This window comes from Massilia sp. Dwa41.01b, from assembly GCF_014171775.1.
Taxonomy (GTDB): Bacteria; Pseudomonadota; Gammaproteobacteria; order Burkholderiales; family Burkholderiaceae_D; genus Telluria.
In genome coordinates this window covers 2535829-2551773 of sequence record NZ_CP050454.1, presented here as the reverse complement: position 1 = coordinate 2551773, position 15945 = coordinate 2535829, and the positions used below count along the sequence as shown (strand labels likewise).

At 64.3% G+C, this 15945-nt stretch carries 15 protein-coding genes, 1 tRNA gene and 3 pseudogenes; 7 read left to right on the top strand and 12 right to left on the bottom strand.

The genetic code is table 11. From position 1 onward, the window contains the following. Position 1: 1 nt before the first annotated feature. Together G4G28_RS11675 and paoA are read right to left on the bottom strand one after the other, a co-directional pair. Positions 2-943, bottom strand: a pseudogene (locus G4G28_RS11675) (xanthine dehydrogenase family protein subunit M); the annotation flags it as partial. Further along, positions 940-1601: pseudogene (gene paoA, locus G4G28_RS11670) on the bottom strand (aldehyde dehydrogenase iron-sulfur subunit PaoA). The pseudogenes G4G28_RS11675 and paoA, both read right to left, overlap by 4 nt. 73 nt (positions 1602-1674) lie before the next feature. Here paoA and G4G28_RS11665 point away from each other — a divergent pair. After that, positions 1675-1860 carry a hypothetical protein gene (locus tag G4G28_RS11665; RefSeq protein WP_182988390.1) on the top strand — a complete coding sequence of 62 codons (186 nt, stop codon included), beginning with the start codon at positions 1675-1677 and terminating at the stop codon, positions 1858-1860. A 134-nt stretch (positions 1861-1994) separates the two neighbouring features. On the opposite strand, the gene wrbA is transcribed toward G4G28_RS11665, so the two are convergent. Next, complete coding sequence (gene wrbA, locus G4G28_RS11660; protein WP_182988389.1) at positions 1995-2594, bottom strand: NAD(P)H:quinone oxidoreductase; 600 nt, start codon at positions 2592-2594, stop codon at positions 1995-1997. Positions 2595-2830: 236 nt separating this feature from the next. Here wrbA and G4G28_RS11655 point away from each other — a divergent pair, with 236 nt between their 5' ends. The 4 genes from G4G28_RS11655 (at position 2831) to G4G28_RS11640 (ending at position 6008) form a co-directional block, all read left to right on the top strand. After that, complete coding sequence (locus G4G28_RS11655) at positions 2831-3145, top strand: EthD family reductase (RefSeq protein WP_182988388.1); 315 nt, start codon at positions 2831-2833, stop codon at positions 3143-3145. 379 nt (positions 3146-3524) lie between these two features. Beyond that, entirely contained in the window at positions 3525-4931 is a 1407-nt protein-coding gene (locus G4G28_RS11650) for a pilus assembly protein TadE (RefSeq protein WP_182988387.1), read from the top strand. Next, on the top strand, positions 4928-5416 hold the full coding sequence (locus tag G4G28_RS11645; protein WP_182988386.1) for a TadE family protein: 489 nt from the start codon (positions 4928-4930) through the stop codon (positions 5414-5416). The genes G4G28_RS11650 and G4G28_RS11645 overlap by 4 nt, the downstream gene beginning before the upstream one ends. Before the next feature lie 16 nt (positions 5417-5432). Next, complete coding sequence (locus G4G28_RS11640) at positions 5433-6008, top strand: TadE/TadG family type IV pilus assembly protein (RefSeq protein WP_183108389.1); 576 nt, start codon at positions 5433-5435, stop codon at positions 6006-6008. A 446-nt stretch (positions 6009-6454) separates the two neighbouring features. Here G4G28_RS11640 and G4G28_RS11635 read toward each other — a convergent pair. From G4G28_RS11635 to G4G28_RS11620, 4 genes are all read right to left on the bottom strand, one after another. Further along, positions 6455-6529, bottom strand: a tRNA-Val gene (locus G4G28_RS11635). A 39-nt stretch (positions 6530-6568) separates the two neighbouring features. Continuing rightward, positions 6569-7276: a DNA polymerase III subunit epsilon gene (gene dnaQ, locus G4G28_RS11630; RefSeq protein WP_182988384.1), complete on the bottom strand. Its 708-nt coding sequence runs from the start codon at positions 7274-7276 to the stop codon at positions 6569-6571. 76 nt (positions 7277-7352) lie between these two features. After that, positions 7353-7790, bottom strand: a complete 438-nt coding sequence (gene rnhA, locus G4G28_RS11625; protein WP_056336018.1) for a ribonuclease HI — start codon at positions 7788-7790, stop codon at positions 7353-7355. A 24-nt stretch (positions 7791-7814) separates the two neighbouring features. Continuing rightward, positions 7815-8597 carry a class I SAM-dependent methyltransferase gene (locus G4G28_RS11620; protein ID WP_182988383.1) on the bottom strand — a complete coding sequence of 261 codons (783 nt, stop codon included), beginning with the start codon at positions 8595-8597 and terminating at the stop codon, positions 7815-7817. A gap of 23 nt (positions 8598-8620) precedes the next feature. Here G4G28_RS11620 and gloB point away from each other — a divergent pair, with 23 nt between their 5' ends. Beyond that, entirely contained in the window at positions 8621-9460 is an 840-nt protein-coding gene (gloB, locus tag G4G28_RS11615; protein ID WP_182988382.1) for a hydroxyacylglutathione hydrolase, read from the top strand. A gap of 232 nt (positions 9461-9692) precedes the next feature. Here gloB and aceB read toward each other — a convergent pair whose 3' ends face one another. Continuing rightward, complete coding sequence (gene aceB, locus G4G28_RS11610; RefSeq protein ID WP_182988381.1) at positions 9693-11282, bottom strand: malate synthase A; 1590 nt, start codon at positions 11280-11282, stop codon at positions 9693-9695. 159 nt (positions 11283-11441) lie between these two features. Between aceB and G4G28_RS11605 the strand changes: the two genes are divergently transcribed. Beyond that, positions 11442-12374 (top strand): LysR family transcriptional regulator, encoded by a 933-nt coding sequence (locus G4G28_RS11605; protein WP_182988380.1) that lies wholly within the window; start codon positions 11442-11444, stop codon positions 12372-12374. 83 nt (positions 12375-12457) lie between these two features. Here G4G28_RS11605 and G4G28_RS11600 read toward each other — a convergent pair whose 3' ends face one another. The 4 genes and pseudogenes from G4G28_RS11600 to G4G28_RS11585 all read right to left on the bottom strand — a co-directional run bounded on the left by G4G28_RS11600 (position 12458) and on the right by G4G28_RS11585 (position 15942). Further along, positions 12458-12661 (bottom strand): cold-shock protein, encoded by a 204-nt coding sequence (locus tag G4G28_RS11600; RefSeq protein WP_182988379.1) that lies wholly within the window; start codon positions 12659-12661, stop codon positions 12458-12460. A gap of 389 nt (positions 12662-13050) precedes the next feature. Next, entirely contained in the window at positions 13051-13389 is a 339-nt protein-coding gene (locus G4G28_RS11595; RefSeq protein WP_183108388.1) for an Hpt domain-containing protein, read from the bottom strand. 15 nt (positions 13390-13404) lie between these two features. Next, positions 13405-14055 (bottom strand): uracil phosphoribosyltransferase, encoded by a 651-nt coding sequence (gene upp, locus G4G28_RS11590; protein WP_182988378.1) that lies wholly within the window; start codon positions 14053-14055, stop codon positions 13405-13407. A gap of 195 nt (positions 14056-14250) precedes the next feature. After that, positions 14251-15942 (bottom strand): annotated as a pseudogene (locus G4G28_RS11585) (isovaleryl-CoA dehydrogenase). Positions 15943-15945: the final 3 nt, after the last annotated feature.

The window sequence follows — 15945 nt, the reverse complement described above, 5'->3', positions numbered from 1 at the left end:
CGGCGTCGGCCAGTACCGCTTCCAACGTACGCTGGACCAGCGGAATCTTGAAAGCGTTCTGCTGCGTCGGCGTGGCGCCCGCCAGCAGGCTGTCGACTGCAGCGCGTGCGCCGCGCGGCAAGGCGGCGTCGGCCGCAGCCGTGCGCCAGGGCTTGTGGGCGACCCCGCCGAGGGCCACGCGGCCGCTGCCGTCGCGCTGCACCACCGCCGCCACGGACACCAGGGCGAACGCATAGGAGGCGCGGTCGCGCACCTTGCGGTAGGTCTGGTAGCCGCCCAGCGGCGGCGGCAGCGTTACCGCCGTGATCAGTTCACCGCTGTGCAGCGCATGCTCGATGTGGGGCGTCTTGCCCGGCAGGCGGTAGAAGTCGGCGATCGGGATGACGCGGGTGGCACCGTCTGCGCGCACGGTTTCAACGCCGGCGTCGAGCAATTGCATCGCCACGGCCATGTCGCTCGGGTGGGTGGCGATGCAGGCCTCGCTTGTGCCGACGATGGCGTGGTTGCGGTTGTAGCCGCCGATGGCCGAACAGCCGCTGCCTGGCACCCGCTTGTTGCAGGGCTGGTCGGGGTCATAGAAATAGGGGCAGCGGGTGCGCTGCAGCAGGTTGCCGGCGGTGGTGGCCTTGTTGCGCAGTTGGGCCGAGGCGCCCGCGAGCAATGCCCTGGCCAGCACCGGATAGTCGCGCCGCACTGCCATGTTCGCCGCGAGGTCGACATTGCGCACGAGGGCGCCGATGCGCAGGCCGCCGCCTGGCGCGGCCTCGATGCGGTCCAGGCCAAGGTGGTTGATGTCGATCAGGTGCGGCGGCGTTTCGATCTCCAGCTTCATCAGGTCGAGCAGGTTGGTGCCGCCGGCAACGAAGCGTGCGCCCGGGTGGCTGACTGCCGCTGCGGCCGCTTCGGCGGGCGTACGGGCGCGCTGGTAGGTGAATGCCTTCATGCCTTGCCTCCGGCGACCTCGACGATGGCGTCGAGGATGTTCGAGTAGGCGCCGCAGCGGCAGAGGTTGCCGCTCATGCGTTCGCGGATCTCCTCGGCACTGAGCAGCGGGCGCACGTTCAGGTCGGCGCTGACGTGGCTGGGGATGCCCTGGCGTATTTCCTCGAGCACCGACACGGCCGAGCAGACCTGGCCCGGGGTGCAGTAGCCGCACTGGTAGCCGTCGTGCTTGACGAAAGCGGCCTGCATCGGGTGCAGCTTGCCCGGCCTGCCGAGGCCTTCGATGGTGGTGATCTCGTCCCCGTCGTGCATGACCGCCAGGCTCAGGCAGGAATTGATGCGCCGCCCCGCCACGATCACGGTGCAGGCCCCGCACTGCCCCTGGTCGCAGCCCTTCTTGGTGCCGGTCATCTGCAGGTGTTCGCGCAGTGCGTCGAGCAGCGTGGTGCGGGTGTCGAGGGTCAGCGCGTGGGTGCGGCCGTTGACCCGCAGCGTGCACTGGCATGCTGGGGCGGCGGCGTGCTGGCCGCCGGGACTGCGTCCGCGGCGTCGGCCGCAGTCCCGGCGGCCGTGCCGGGGAGCGCGACGCTGGTCGCGGCGGCGGCACCGCTCTTCAACAGGTCGCGCCGCGATAGTTTCAGGTCGCTCAGGTCGTCCATATCGTCAAGCCTTCTGCAAAACCGGCCGCATCGGCGGCCCAGGGAAGAGTCCGGCCGGGCCGGGGTCCGCTCGATGATAGAGATATTCCCGGCCGAGGGTGGCACGGTTGACCGGCGCTGCCTGCCGGGAAGCCGTTCGCCGGATGCGAAGACGCCCGCCATGGTTGCCGCGACACTCCCGCAACAGTTCCGCAAGCGCGTGGCCGGTATTGCCGGGTACTGCTACCGTATGGACGCGTGGGTGCAGCATCTGGAATGACGGGCTTCCACGTCACCGACAAGCCTTCGACCCGCGGCGTCGGCAGCAGTTACTGGACCATCCTCAATCCCGTCAAGCTCCTGACGGCTCCCATGGTGGACGGGTCGGGGTTCGGGGCCTGGGACCCGGACAACTCAGCCGAACAGCTTGGCCGCTGTCCTTGCCACCAGCTCGCCCTGGTGGCGCGCGCCCTCCAGTTCGTTCTGGCTGGGCTGGCGTTGCCCCTGGCCACCGGCGATGGTGCTGGCGCCGTAGGGGCTGGCGCCGGTGATCTCATCGAGCGTCATCTGCCCCGCGAAGCTGTACGGCAGGCCGACCACGACCATGCCGAAGTGCAACAGGTTGGTGATGATCGAGAACAGCGTCGTCTCCTGGCCGCCATGCTGGGTCGCCGTCGAGGTGAACGCCGCGCCGACCTTGCCGTGCAGGGCGCCGCGCGCCCAGAGGCCGCCCGTCTGGTCGAGAAAGGCCGCCATCTGCGAAGGCATGCGGCCGTAGCGGGTGGGCGCACCGATGACGATGGCGTCGTAGCCGGGCAGTTCGTCGACGGTGGCGATGGGCGCCCCCTGGTCCAGCTTGAAGTGGGCGTTGCGTGCCACCTCCTCGGGCACCGTCTCCGGCACGCGCTTGATCACCACCTCGGCACCGCCGCTCCGGGCGCCTTCTGCAATGGCGTTCGCCATCTGTTCGATGTGACCGTAGGTGGAGTAATACAGAACCAGTACTTTCGCCATGCGATTCTCCTTTGACAATGGGGTGGAAGCGGTAGGGGATGCGCCGCCGCGCCTGCTGCGCGGCGGGTCGCGCCCATGCTACGCCGATCGCCCATCGGTGCTCGCGCGGCTCGCGCCACGGCTCAGCCGGCGCATGCGCAGGCATCTTCGACTTACCCACGCCGACTTGCAAAGCGCCGTCCCCCGGCGCAGGATGAGGCTGCATTCTCGCGCCAACCAGGACAGGGAGACAATCGATGATCAAAGTAAGCGTGATGTACCCGAACGGCCCGGACGCCCGCTTCGACGACACCTATTACCGGGACCGGCACATGCCGATGGTGAAGGAATTGATGGGCGACTCTTGCAAGTTCTACACGGTTGACAGGGCGCTCCCGGGCGGCGCGCCGGGCGCGAACACGCCCTACATAGCCATGGGCCACCTGTACTGCGATTCGCTCGATGCGTTCCAGGCTGGCTTTGGTCCGCACTCGAAGGCCATCATGGCCGACATCCCCAACTACACGAACCAGACGCCGGTCATGCAGATCAGCGAGGTGATGGTCGGGTAAGCACTGGAGGCATCGGCTCGGCGCCGTGTCGTATGCATTTCAGTATGCAACAACACGGCGTCAATGACGACACCATTGCGGTGGCGGCCACCGCTCCGGCGAGGCTGCGGTTGCTCGTTCATCCTGGCGGTAGCAATTCCCGCCAATTTGAATCGGCCAACGCCCGCCTTACGCGATGTCGTTGCTCATGATCAATCCCACAGCAGTTGATGCCCCTAAAATCGGTCAAGACGACGCTCCAGTTGTGCGACCGAGAGGCAGGCATATGTTCACGCGTGGGCAGGCAAGGGCAAGACCTAGTCATATCGACAGCGCCGGGCGGTGGCACCCGGGTTCACTTCGGCTGCCCCCACGCCGGCAGGATGGCGCCTTCGCCATCATGTGTGGCGGTGCCCTGGTCGTGATGCTCGGTATGTGCGCTGTCGCCATCGACCTTGGGCAAATGTATAACCGAAAGGCCGAACTGCATGGCATGGCGAAAGCGGTGGCGCTGGCGGCCGCTGGCCAACTTGATGGGACCGCTGCGGGGGTGACCAATGCGATGGCGAAGGCTGCCGCAATCGCAAATACCTATCGTCACACCTACGGCCGTTCGTACACATGGTCGAACTCGGCGATTCGGTTCAGCAAATCGCCGGCTCTCGCCAGCGACTGGACCAGCGCCGAAGGCGCAAAAGCCCAGCCCGCAGGTGTTTACTACGTCGAAGTCGACACGACCCGCCTCGAGGACGGCTCAGGGAGCGGTACCACCTTCATGGCCGGGGTGATTTCCCCTGCGCTTGCGTCCTTCACCATCGCCGACCGTGCAATAGCAGGACGCGCAAATCTGAAGCTTACGCCGCTGGCCATTTGCGCGATGTCGCCGGCGGCCGGCGCGCTGCGGACGAATCCAGGTCCCCCCGCGGTAGCCGAACTGGTCGAATTCGGATTCCGCCGCGGTGTCAGCTATGACCTGATGGCACTGAACCCGAACGGCACAGCTGGCGAAACCTTTGTTGTCGACCCCTTCACCTTGCCTGGAAAGCCCTACTCGAGCGCGAACACGACCGTCTCGAAAGTGGGCCCTTCAGTGTGCGCAGGAAAAATCTGGGCGCCGGGCGTCATGGGCGCGCCGATCCATGTTTCCCGGCCATTCCCGCTTGCGTCCCTCTTCAATCATCTGAACTCGCGTTTCGATGACTACACAACAGGCAACTGCAACGCAAACGGGGCACCCCCTGACTACAACGTCAAGTCCTTCGCCCGGGCCACCGTTGCCTGGATGGGCCATACCGGCGAACAGACGGCCAAGCCCTATACCGACGCAGGGCGCGCGGAAACGGTGGCCGATCCGCTCACGGCGCCTAGCGGCACGACCGCCGACAATTACGGCGTGTTGTGGTCGTACGCCAAGGCCGCGAGGTATGACGCTTACGCGCCCGGCGCCAGGGAACCGAAGGAGGGCTACGCCACATTCGGCACCGGCGACTGGGCAAGCTTGTACAAGCCAAAGCCGGGTGTTTCCAGCTATCCGGGCGGATCGGCGACCCCTTACCAGGCAACGGGCGGCAGCAACTACAGCGCTCCGTCTTCCGCCCACCTGGCGATATCGCAAACGGGACGCCGCGTCCTGAACATCCCCTTGCTCGCCTGTCCTGTTCCGGCGGGAACCGATGTGACCGCCACGGTCCTGGGCATAGGGCGTTTCTTCATGACCGTACCGGCCACCAATACGAAGATCAGTGCGGAATTCGCGGGCGTGGTTCCCGAGTCGGCACTGGTCGGCAAAGTGGAGCTCTTCCTATGAGCGGATACCTCAACAAGCCATCGCACCGGCAACATGGTGCCGCTGCGGTCGAGCTTGCCCTTGTGCTGCCGATCCTGGTCGTCTTTTTTACGGCCCCGCTATTCTTTGCCATCTTTTTTTGGCACTACACGGTGGTCCAGAAAGCCGCACAGGACGGCGCACGCTACCTGTCGACCGTGTCCGAACAGGAAATGCGTGACCCAGCCCTGGCGCTAGCGGCCGCAAACACCGCCCGGGAAATCATCAGGGGGGAGCTCGTCGAACTCATTCCCGATCAAGGCAGCATCACGGTGATTTTGCATTGTGGTACCTCAGGGACCGGCATGATCAACCTCTGCACCGGCGTCGAAGACGGTCCGCTGCCCGAGTCCGTCGATGTCGGCATTCAATTCCGCCTGAAAGACCAGCTGTTCGGATTTGTCGACACCGGCCGATATGGCTGGTCTGTTTCTGCAGTCGCCACGGTGCCCTATGTCAGTAACTAAGCGCTCTTTCGGCACAATGCCGTCGCCGAAGCGCCAGCGCGGTGTCGCCGCCGTTGAATTCGCGCTTCTCGTCATCGTGTTCCTTGCCTTCGTGTTCGGCATTATCGAGCTCGCCCGCATCATGTATCTCTACAACACGCTCCAGGAGGTAACACGGCGGGCGGCGACCGCGGCAGCATCGACAAACTTCCGCGACCCGGCAGAGCTCGATCGCCTACGCTACTTTTCGGTACTTCGTAATGCGCCTGGCGAGCTGCCGCTGGGTGCGCCGATTACCGACCTGCATGTACGGATCGATTACCTCGCGCTCGTACGCAATGCCGACGGAAGCCTGACGGAGACGAGAATCGAACCCGGCCTCCTGCCGGCGGATCCCGCGGCAAACCGCCATACCTGCGATGCAAACCCGAATGCGTCGACGTGTATCAGACTGGTCCGGGCACAGGTTTGCAATCCGGGAACCGCGATCGCGTGCGAACCGGTTGAGTACCAGATGATGTTCCCACTGATCAGCGTCAAGCTGCCCCTGCCGCGCGCAAGAACCACGACGACCGCAGAGTCGCTCGGATATATGCCTGGAGAAGCGCCGTAACCGGTGTCCTGAAAGATTTGGCCGGCTAATCGTCAACGACAGGGCATCTCGCCCTGTCGGACAATCGCGATTCCCCCCGCGTCTGCTCGGCAATGGCCAGTGCCCTCGTCCCTGCCGTCGGGCATCTCGCCGCAGCTGCCCTCCTCTGTGGCGGTGTCTCCGGGCTCTGGAAGGTCTCTCGACCACGTCTGGATGAGGTTTATGTGACGCCAGAGCCTTGCTGCGAACAGTAGTGGCGGAGCTGGTCGTGACGCGGCGGGCCATTGACGATTCGCAAGCGTGGACATGGGGCTCGAGCGACCGGTTCCATTTTTTATGGCGACGAAAACAAAAAAGGCCAGCTTTGCCAGCTGGCCTCTTGTGTTCGCTTTTCTTTCCCCATCCCTGCGAGCTTTTTGCCGCGGTGATCTGGTGCGCGCATGCGCTTGTGTAGAAAAACTCAATTCTGGTGGGAAGTGCAAGTTTCGAACTTGCGACCCCTGCAGTGTGAATGCAGTGCTCTACCCCTGAGCTAACCTCCCTGACAACGAGGCGTATTATGCCACAAGATTTCTCTACCGTCACCCCTGAAGAGAATAATTTCTCCAAACACACTGTCCTTTGACACCCTTGTCGAGCCCAGCCAGCACCTCGTCGTGCGCCGCCAGTTCATCAGGGCCGGCAGGCAGGACAAGGATATCACCCAGCGGCACGGCATCGAGCAGCACACCGCCATCGCTGACTTCCACTTCGACATCCATCGACAGCGAGTTCTGGCCGCGCGTCATCGCGAGGTACACATCCGCCAGCAGCTCGGAGTCGAGCAGCGCGCCGTGCAGCTTGCGGTGGGCGTTCGAGACGCCGTAACGGTCGCACAGCGCGTCCAGCGAGTTACGCTTACCTGGGTGCATTTCCTTGGCGTTGACCAGGGTGTCGATCACACCGCTGCAATGCTCGACAAAAGGCGGCAGGCCGAGGCGCTGGAACTCGTGGTTCAGGAAGCCCAGGTCGAAGGGCGCGTTGTGGATGATGACTTCTGCGCCCTGAATGTACTCGCGTAGTTCCTCGACGATTTCGTGGAACTTCGGCTTGTCGCTCAGGAATTCTGTGGTCAGGCCGTGGACCGCGAGCGCGGCCTCGTCAGAGTCGCGCTCGGGATTGATGTAGCGGTGAAAATTATTGCCGGTCAGCGTGCGATTGACCAGCTCGACGCAGCCGATTTCGATGACGCGGTCGCCGGTTCGTGGGTTCAGGCCGGTGGTTTCGGTATCGAGGACAATCTGGCGCATGGGGTCTACTGTGGTCTGAGTTGAGCGAAATTATTGAATCGCGGCAAGTCAGCAGTATAGCGCATGCATGCGACAATCAACGACGCAAGGTCGCCACACCCCGGTTCGCCAGGACGTCGGCGCGCTCGTTGCCGGGGTGGCCGTTGTGGCCGCGCACCCAGCGCCATTCGACCGCGTGCTGCTGCTGGGCCAGGTCGAGCGCCTTCCACAGGTCGTCGTTCTTGACCGGTTCCTTGGCGGCCGTCTTCCAGCCGCGCGCCTTCCAGCCGTGGATCCATTCCGAGATCCCCTTCTGCACATACTGGCTGTCGGTGTGCAGTACGACTTCGCACGGACGGTTCAGCACGCCAAGAGCCTCGATCACGGCCTTCAGTTCCATGCGGTTATTGGTGGTGTTCGGTTCCCCACCAAAAATTTCTTTCTCGTGTCCATCAGCGACCAGCAGCGCGCCCCAACCGCCGGCGCCGGGATTGCCCTTGCAAGCGCCATCGGTAAAAATTTCCACTTTCGTCATGCCGCCTGGTCTTTCCTGTTCCAATTATTTTCGATGATGCCGATTCGTCGCCGGCACCGCCTGCGGCGCCCGGCTTGTTTTCTTGTTCCACGCCGGCCCGATCAGGTGCATGCCTTTCACGCGCTTGATCGCGTGCACGATGTAGACGGCACCGAGATAGGGCCACCAGCGTTGACCCGCCCCTTCCATCATGGTGAAACGGTTGAGCCACTGTGCCGTGCGAAACGGTGGCGCGTAGCAGCCGAAATGGCTGCGCGTTACGCCAAGATTCAACAATTTTAACCAGTCTTTCATGCGCGGCATAGAGATGAATTCGCCCGCCGACGGCAGGTAGCCGCTGCGCGTTACCTTGCCCAGCCCCTGGCGCATGCCCCACAGGCTGGCCGGATTGAAGCCGCAAATGATGACTTGCCCTTCGGGGATGAGCACGCGTTCGACCTCGCGCAGTACCTGGTGGGGCTCGGCCGCAAATTCCAGGACGTGCGGCAGCACCACCAAATCCAGGCTTTGCGAGGCAAATGGCAATTCCGAGAAATCCAGTGCGACCGCGATCTGCTTGCCGCTGGCGGCAAATTCGAGTTCGTCGAAGGTGGACGTGCGCGTGGCCGCCTGCCATTTGTTGGGCATGCGGTTGGCGGCAAGCGCATCGATTTGCGGCACGCCGATTTGCACGGCATTGAAGCCGAAGATGTCGGCCGTCAGCTCGTCGAGGCAGGCTTGTTCGAAAGCGCGCACGTAGGCACCCGCCGGCGAAAGCAGCCATTCGTCGAGCGCTATAATGGATTTTTCCGATGCAGCGCTATCCATCACACTCCTTTTGCGTGGAACCCATGACCCCTCCCCCAGGCAACGCAGCTGGACGCGACGCCCTCCCTGCCGGCAGTCGTAACGATTTGACTGTCCTGACCGTACCTGCGTTCAAGGATAATTACCTTTGGCTGATCCACGACGGCGTGCATGCCGCGGCGGTCGACCCCGGCGACAGCGGCCCCATCCTTGCCAGCCTCGCCGACCACGGCCTGCGCCTCACCGCCATTCTACTCACCCATCATCATGCTGACCATATCGGGGGCGTGCGCGATCTGCTGGCGCGCTTTCCGGTTCCGGTGTACGGCCCCCGCAACGATGGCATCGACGAAGTGAAGCACCCGCTGGGCGAAGGCGACCGCGTGGTCGTGCCGGGGCTGGACCTGGAACTGGAAGTGCTCGAGGTGCCTGGACATACCCTGGGCCATATCGCCTATGTGCGGCGCACGCCAGGGCTGCATTGGCTGTTCTGCGGGGATACGCTGTTCGCCGGCGGCTGCGGCCGCCTGTTCGAAGGCACGCCGGCGCAGATGGCGGCGTCGCTGGACAAGCTCGCACGCCTGCCCGGCGATACTGAAGTCTACTGCGCACACGAATACACCTTGTCCAACCTGCGATTTGCCCAGGCCGTGGATCCGGACAACGCGGCGCTGGCGCTACGCATGCGCGACGAGAGCGCGAAACGTGCGGCAGGCCTGCCGACGGTGCCCTCGAGCATCGGCCTGGAACGCAGCACGAATCCCTTCCTGCGCTACCGCGATCCTGCGATCGTGGCATCGCTGGTGGCGGCCGGCAAGCTAGGCGAAGGCGCCGCGCCGGTAGAGGCGTTTGCCGTCCTGCGCGAGTGGAAAAACGTGTTCTGAACCAGCAGCGCCAGGCTCGCGCGAATACCCTGCCCCCCCATTTTGCTGGCCTCGCCCTGGCGCGTGCGCAGCCGCGCATTGCTTGTCGCAGTGCGCTTCCCGTTGGTTAGTTACGTTTTTACGGAACTGCCGGGTATCCTGGCGCCCGGGCGCAGCAGGCTGGTCGAGCCCAATGGCGCAGCAAAAAAAACGCCGCCCGGAGGACGGCGTCATTTCGCGCCAAGGGGGCGACTCAGATTTCTTCGTACAGCGGCAGCGTCAGGAACTCGGCAAACTGCTCGGACGTCGACATTTCCTCGAAGATGACGGCCGCGCGCGCGTAGCTCGGGTTGTCGCCGTTCGGCGCGTCCCCCTTCACCTTGACCAGCTCTTCCCCGATCATCGCCCGCACCATCTCGGCCGTGACCTTGCGGCCGTCCTCGAGCACGCCCTTCGGCGAGCGGATCCATTGCCAGACCTGGGAGCGGCTGATCTCCGCGGTCGCCGCGTCTTCCATCAGGTTGTGGATCGGCACGCAGCCATTGCCTGCCAGCCAGGCGCCAAGGTAATGGATGCCGACGTTAATGTTGTAGCGCAGTCCCGCTTCGGTGATCGGCGTCTCCGGCTTGAAGTCGAGCAGCTGCTCGGCAGTCACCTCCACGTCCGGACGCTGTTTCTCGATCTGGTTCGGCTTGTCGCCCAGCACCTTCTTGAATTCCGTCATCGCCAGTTCGACCAGGCCGGGATGCGCAACCCAGCCGCCGTCGTAACCGTCGCTGGCGTCACGCGCCTTGTCGTTACGCACGCCACCCATCGCGACCTCATTTTTCTCCGGATCGTTCTTGATCGGAATCAGGGCCGACATGCCGCCGATGGCCGGCGCACCGCGCTTGTGGCATGTCTTGAGCAGCAACAGGGCGTAGGCGCGCATGAAGGGCGAGGTCATCGTCACCTTCGGGCGGTCGGCCAGGCAGAAGTCCTTGTCCAGCTTGAACTTCTTGATGCACGAGAAGATGTAATCCCAGCGGCCCGCGTTCAGGCCAGCGCTGTGTTCACGCAGCTCGTACAGGATCTCGTCCATCTCGAAGGCGGCCAGGATGGTTTCGATCAGCACCGTTGCCTTGATCGTTCCGCGCGGCAGGCCGAGCGCTTCCTGGGTGGCGATGAAGATGTCGTTCCACAGGCGCGCTTCCAGGTGCGATTCCATCTTCGGCAGGTAGAAGTATGGCCCGGCGCCCCGCGCCAGCTGTTCCTTTGCGTTATGGAACATGAACAGCGCGAAGTCGAAGATGCCGCCCGAGACGCGCTTGCCGTCGACCAGCACGTGCTTTTCGTCCAGGTGCCAGCCGCGCGGACGCACGACCAGTGTCGCGACCTTGTCGCCCAGCTTGTAGGTCTTGCCGTTCTGCTCGAGCGAAATCGTGCGGCGCACGGCATCGACCATGTTGATCTGGCCCGTGATCTGGTTGTCCCAGTTGGGCGAATTCGAATCCTCGAAGTCCGTCATGTAGCTGTCGGCACCGGAGTTCAGCGCATTGATGACCATCTTGCGCTCGACCGGTCCGGTAATCTCGACGCGGCGGCATTCCAGTGCCTGCGGGATGGGCGCGATGGTCCAGTCGCCGGCGCGGATGTGCGCGGTTTCCGGCAGAAAATCCGGACGCTCACCGGCATCGAGCCGGCGCGCGCGTTCGACGCGGGCGGCGAGCAGTTCCTGGCGGCGAGGCTCGAACTGGCGCGTCAGGCTGGCGACAAGCGCGAGCGCTTCGGGCGTGAGGATCTGTTCGTAGCCTGGCTTGATCTCGGCGCGGATGTCGAGTCCTGGTGGGAGAGCGATGGTCATGGTGAAACTCCTTGCTGTGATGTCAAAAATCGTGTCGCGAACGCCGGGCAGAGGCAAGCTTGGCGTTTGTCATATCATCAAGTATAGTCAACAGAAAGTAGCTAAACGATACATTTATGCACATCATCTGTGCGTATTTGTCACAGATGAGGCAAGACCATGGGCAAGTTCAAGGAGATCTCCACCTTCGTCGAGGTGGCGGCGCGCGGCAGCTTGTCGGCCGCGGCACGGGCTGAAGGCATCGCCCCGGCAATGATCGGCCGGCGCCTCGACTCCCTCGAGAGCAGGCTCGGCGTCAAGCTGCTGCAGCGAACGACCCGGCGCCTGGTACTGACCGATGAAGGCGCGGCCTTTCTCGAGGATTGCCAGCGCATCCTGGGCGAACTGGAAGACGCCGAAACCGCAGTGTCGGAACGCAGCGCCCATGCACGTGGCCACCTGCTCGTATCGGCTCCGGCCGGGTTCGGGCGCCAGCATGTGGCACCCCTGCTGCCCTCCTTCCTTGCCGAACATCGCGACGTGACCGTCAACCTCAACCTGAACGACCGCGTCGTCGACGTCGTCGGTGAAGGCATCGATGTGGCGATTCGCATCGCCAGCCTGGGCGACTCGAACCTGGTCGGCGTCAAGCTCGCCGACAATGCGCGGGTGGTGGTGGCAGCGCCGGGCTACCTGAAGCGTCATGGCACGCCCGTCACGCTGGCCGACCTGGCGCGCCACAATTGCCTGGCGATCAGCAGCGAAGGCAGCCAGCGCGGCTGGACCTTTCGCGAGAATAACAAGACGGTGACGCTGCGGGTGGCCGGCAATATGGTGTGCAACGACGGCGCCGTGCTGCACGAATGGGCTTTGAGGGGCCGCGGCCTGGCATGGCGTTCGATGTGGGAAGTCGCCGCGCAAATCGAGTCGGGCGAACTGGTGACGGTGCTCGACGGATACGCGGCGCCAGGCAACGACATCCATGCCGTATTTGCCCAGCGGCGCCACCTGCCGCTGCGTATCCGCGCCTTCGTCGACTTTCTCCGGCGGGCCTATGCCCAGCCTGATTATTGGCGAACGGAAATTAAACAGCAGGGCGGCCCAGCTTATTAACTTCCGTCAACAATCTTTTGAAACCAACAGACGAAAAAAATCCCCGGCAGTGCCGAGGATTTTTCATCGTAACTCAGCGACGATTAGATCGGCTGAATGTTCGATGCTTGTTTGCCCTTAGGACCCGAGGTCACGTCGAACGAGACGCGCTGGTTCTCTTGCAGGGACTTGAAGCCTTGGCTCTGGATAGCCGAGAAGTGCGCGAACAGATCTTCGCCGCCTTCATCAGGGGTGATGAAGCCGAAACCCTTGGAGTCATTGAACCATTTAACGATGCCAGTTGCCATTACAATTTCCTATTTCAGTTAAGTGGGCTTACGCCCGTTTATGATCGTTTGAAGTAGCAAGAAAGAAATGACAGACAGACTGCACTACTAGCTCGAACCCAACGATCCCGTATTATACCGAATAAAACCGCGTGCACCCAATTTTCGCAAAATAAAAAAACAAGGCGCGTTACATTGCTGGAAAGCAGTACCTGAGGATGTCGAATAACATTGCTTGAAGGCAGTATTGACCCGGTATAAGGTGCTTCTGCTAGCCAACTTTCACGCTAACGGTTTTACGTCGGCAGTAAGGAGAATATAGGCGATCGAAGGGTGGCAAGTTTGCGGTGGATCAAACGGCTTCATGCAAGATTTTTTGCTCAAGGCAACACGCCCGGAGGCGGGCCGTGCTACGCAGAGCGCGAGCCTGCCAGGCCCGCCTGTGCGAATTGCTCCACGCCCGCCAGCCAGGCCGACCAGTCGCCTGCACCGACGTGATCGAATGCGGTGAGCACGCGCAGGCGCTGCTCCAGGCTGCGCGCACCCTGCCCCATCTCGCGAAAACCGAAGGTCGCGGCCGCGCCGGCAAGCGTGTGCAGCAGCGCACCCAGCTCGGCCACCAGGTCGGCCGCGGGCGCCGCCGGATCGAGACCGGCCCGCACGTCCTGCAGCCTGCGCAACGTGCCCGGCAGGCCGGCGCGGAACGTCTCGTTCGCCTGCATCAGGCGGGCAAAGAAGCCCGCTTGCATCGCTCCCGCCACCGCTTACTTGGTGCCGAAGATGCGGTCGCCGGCGTCGCCCAGGCCAGGGACGATGTAGGCGTGCGCGTCCAGGTGCGAATCGAGCGAGGCCACATACAGCTTCACGTTCGGGTGGGCGTCATGGAAGACCTTCACGCCCTCGGGCGCGGCAACCAGGGCCAGGAACAGGATCTGCTCGTCCGGCACGCCGCGCTTTTTCAGCACGTCGATCGCGTGCACCGCCGAGTTGCCGGTAGCGACCATCGGATCGCAGAGGATGAAGGTACGGTCGGTGGTGTCGGGCAGGCGCACCAGGTACTCGACCGGCTCGTGGGTCTCGGGGTCGCGGAATACGCCGATGTGGCCCACACGTGCCGAGGGCACCAGTTCCAGCAGGCCGTCGCTCATGCCGATGCCGGCGCGCAGGATCGGCACGATCGCCAGCTTCTTGCCGGCGATGACGGGTGCGTCGATCGTGACCAGCGGGGTCTGGACCGGGCGCGTCGTCAGCGGCAGGTCGCGCGTGATCTCGTAGCCCATCAGCAGCGTGATTTCCTTGAGCAGTTCGCGGAAGGTGCGGGTCGAGGTGTCGTGCTCGCGCATGTGCGACAGCTTGTGCTGGATCAGCGGGTGATTCAGGATGAAGAGGCTGGGAAAGCGCGGGTCTTGTTTCATTATCGACATGGAATTGTTCTGGTGTGTGGAGCGCCGGACTGCGGCCGCATCGCCGGTGCCTCGCCGTGCCGTACGCGGGTACGGGACGGCGCATGCACCGCTACGATGGACTGTTGCCAGGCTGCCTGTGGATCGTAACCCGCCATTATCCCAGTAGCGCGCAGGTTTGTCGCGCCCCGCTGTAGAAATTTCACCCTAAACCGCCAAAGCCCGCCCCAGGATGGCGTCCAGGTCGAGCCCTGCCGGCAGCCGGCCAAAGGCGCCGCCGACGTCTTGCGCGATGCGCGATGCGACGAAGGCCTCGGCGACAAACGCCGGCGCATGGCGTAGCAGGCAGGCGCCCTGGACCGCGATGACCAGGCGCTCGGCGAGGCGCCGACCGTCGAGTTCGCCAGCCCGGGCCATGTCCTGGCCGAGGCGCGCGCCACGTAGGCGCCAAAACGCGGGTCGAGCGCGGCGGCCGGGGCCAGTTCCGCCTCCAGCGCGGCGCGCGCACTCTCCGGCGACTTGGCCAGCGCGCGCAGCACATCCGGGCACATCACGTTGCCCGAGCCTTCCCAGATCGAGTTGACGGGGAACTCGCGGTACAGGCGCGCCAGCGGCCCGTCCTCGACATAGCCGTTGCCGCCCATGACCTCCATCGCCTCGGCCCCAAAAGCCGGGCCGCGCTTGCACAGCCAGTACTTGCCGGCCGGAGTCAGGATGCGGGCCAGCGCCGCTTCCATCGGATCGTCCAGGCTGTCGAAGCAGCGCGCCAGGCGCAGCGCGAAAGCGGTGGCCGCCTCCGATTCGAGGGCAAGGTCGGCCAGCACGTTCTGCATGAGGGGCTGCTGCGCCAGCGGCCTGCCGAAGGCGCTGCGCCCGCGCGCGTGGTGCAGCGCGTGGCAGAGCGCCGCGCGCATGATGCCGGCCGTGCCGACCACGCAGTCCAGGCGCGTGTAGCCGCCCATCTCGAGAATGGTCGGGATGCCGCGCCCGACGGGCCCCACCAGCCAGCCGACCGCGTCGCAGAACTCGACTTCCGAGGAGGCGTTCGAACGGTTGCCGAGCTTGTCCTTCAAACGCTGCACGCGGATGGCGTTGCGGCTGCCGTCCGGCAGGTAGCGCGGCACGAAGAAGCATGAGAGTCCGGGCGGCGACCCGTCGGCGCTGCCGCCCTCGCCGGTTTGCGCCAGGATCAGGTGGGCGTCCGACTGCGGCGCCGAAAGAACCACTTGTGGCCGACGATCTGCCAGGCGCCCTCGCCTTCTTCGCCGAAGCGCGCCCGCGCGTCACCGGGGCGATCTCCCGCGCCCGCGTCGTGTTGGCGCGCACGTCGGTGCCGCCCTGCTTTTCGGTCATGCCCATGCCGATCAGGGCCCCGCGCTTCTGCTCGACCGGCAGCGAGCGCGGGTCGTATTCGTTCGACAGGATCTTCGGCAGCCAGCGCTCGCCCAGGCGGCCGGCGCGGCGCAGGGCGGGCACCGAGGCATAGGTCATCGTCACCGGACACTGCGCTCCGTTCTCGACCTGGCCGAACAGCAGGTAGGCGCCGGCGCGCGCGACCTGGGCACCGGGACGTGGGTCGCGCCAGGGCGCCGAGTGCGCGCCGGCCCCGATCATCAGGCTCATCAGGTTGTGCCAGGCCGGATGGAACTCCACCTCGTCGACACGGCGTCCGCTGCGGTCGAAACTGACCAGGCGCGGGCCGTTCGCATTGGCCAGCCGGACCAGGTCGAGCACCTCGGCGCGTCCGAGCCGCTCGCCCAGCGAAGCCAGGGCGTCGAGCGCCCAGCCTGCACCCTCGCGCGCCAGGGCTTCCTGCAGGGCCGGGTCGCAGCGGAACAGGTTGATGTCGCCAAAGGGCGGCGCCTGGTTCAGGACTTCATGGGTGTCGAAGGGATTCATCGC

Bases quoted from the DNA above. Each gene is read 5' to 3' on its own strand.
- G4G28_RS11665 (WP_182988390.1), top strand. From the start codon at position 1,675: ATGATAGAGATATTCCCGGCCGAGGGTGGCACGGTTGACCGGCGCTGC.
- wrbA (WP_182988389.1), bottom strand. From the start codon at position 2,594: ATGGCGAAAGTACTGGTTCTGTATTACTCCACCTACGGTCACATCGAA.
- G4G28_RS11655 (WP_182988388.1), top strand. From the start codon at position 2,831: ATGATCAAAGTAAGCGTGATGTACCCGAACGGCCCGGACGCCCGCTTC.
- G4G28_RS11650 (WP_182988387.1), top strand. From the start codon at position 3,525: ATGTGTGGCGGTGCCCTGGTCGTGATGCTCGGTATGTGCGCTGTCGCC.
- G4G28_RS11645 (WP_182988386.1), top strand. From the start codon at position 4,928: ATGAGCGGATACCTCAACAAGCCATCGCACCGGCAACATGGTGCCGCT.
- G4G28_RS11640 (WP_183108389.1), top strand. From the start codon at position 5,433: ATGCCGTCGCCGAAGCGCCAGCGCGGTGTCGCCGCCGTTGAATTCGCG.
- dnaQ (WP_182988384.1), bottom strand. From the start codon at position 7,276: ATGCGCCAGATTGTCCTCGATACCGAAACCACCGGCCTGAACCCACGA.
- rnhA (WP_056336018.1), bottom strand. From the start codon at position 7,790: ATGACGAAAGTGGAAATTTTTACCGATGGCGCTTGCAAGGGCAATCCC.
- G4G28_RS11620 (WP_182988383.1), bottom strand. From the start codon at position 8,597: ATGGATAGCGCTGCATCGGAAAAATCCATTATAGCGCTCGACGAATGG.
- gloB (WP_182988382.1), top strand. From the start codon at position 8,621: ATGACCCCTCCCCCAGGCAACGCAGCTGGACGCGACGCCCTCCCTGCC.
- aceB (WP_182988381.1), bottom strand. From the start codon at position 11,282: ATGACCATCGCTCTCCCACCAGGACTCGACATCCGCGCCGAGATCAAG.
- G4G28_RS11605 (WP_182988380.1), top strand. From the start codon at position 11,442: ATGGGCAAGTTCAAGGAGATCTCCACCTTCGTCGAGGTGGCGGCGCGC.
- G4G28_RS11600 (WP_182988379.1), bottom strand. From the start codon at position 12,661: ATGGCAACTGGCATCGTTAAATGGTTCAATGACTCCAAGGGTTTCGGC.
- G4G28_RS11595 (WP_183108388.1), bottom strand. From the start codon at position 13,389: ATGCAAGCGGGCTTCTTTGCCCGCCTGATGCAGGCGAACGAGACGTTC.
- upp (WP_182988378.1), bottom strand. From the start codon at position 14,055: ATGAAACAAGACCCGCGCTTTCCCAGCCTCTTCATCCTGAATCACCCG.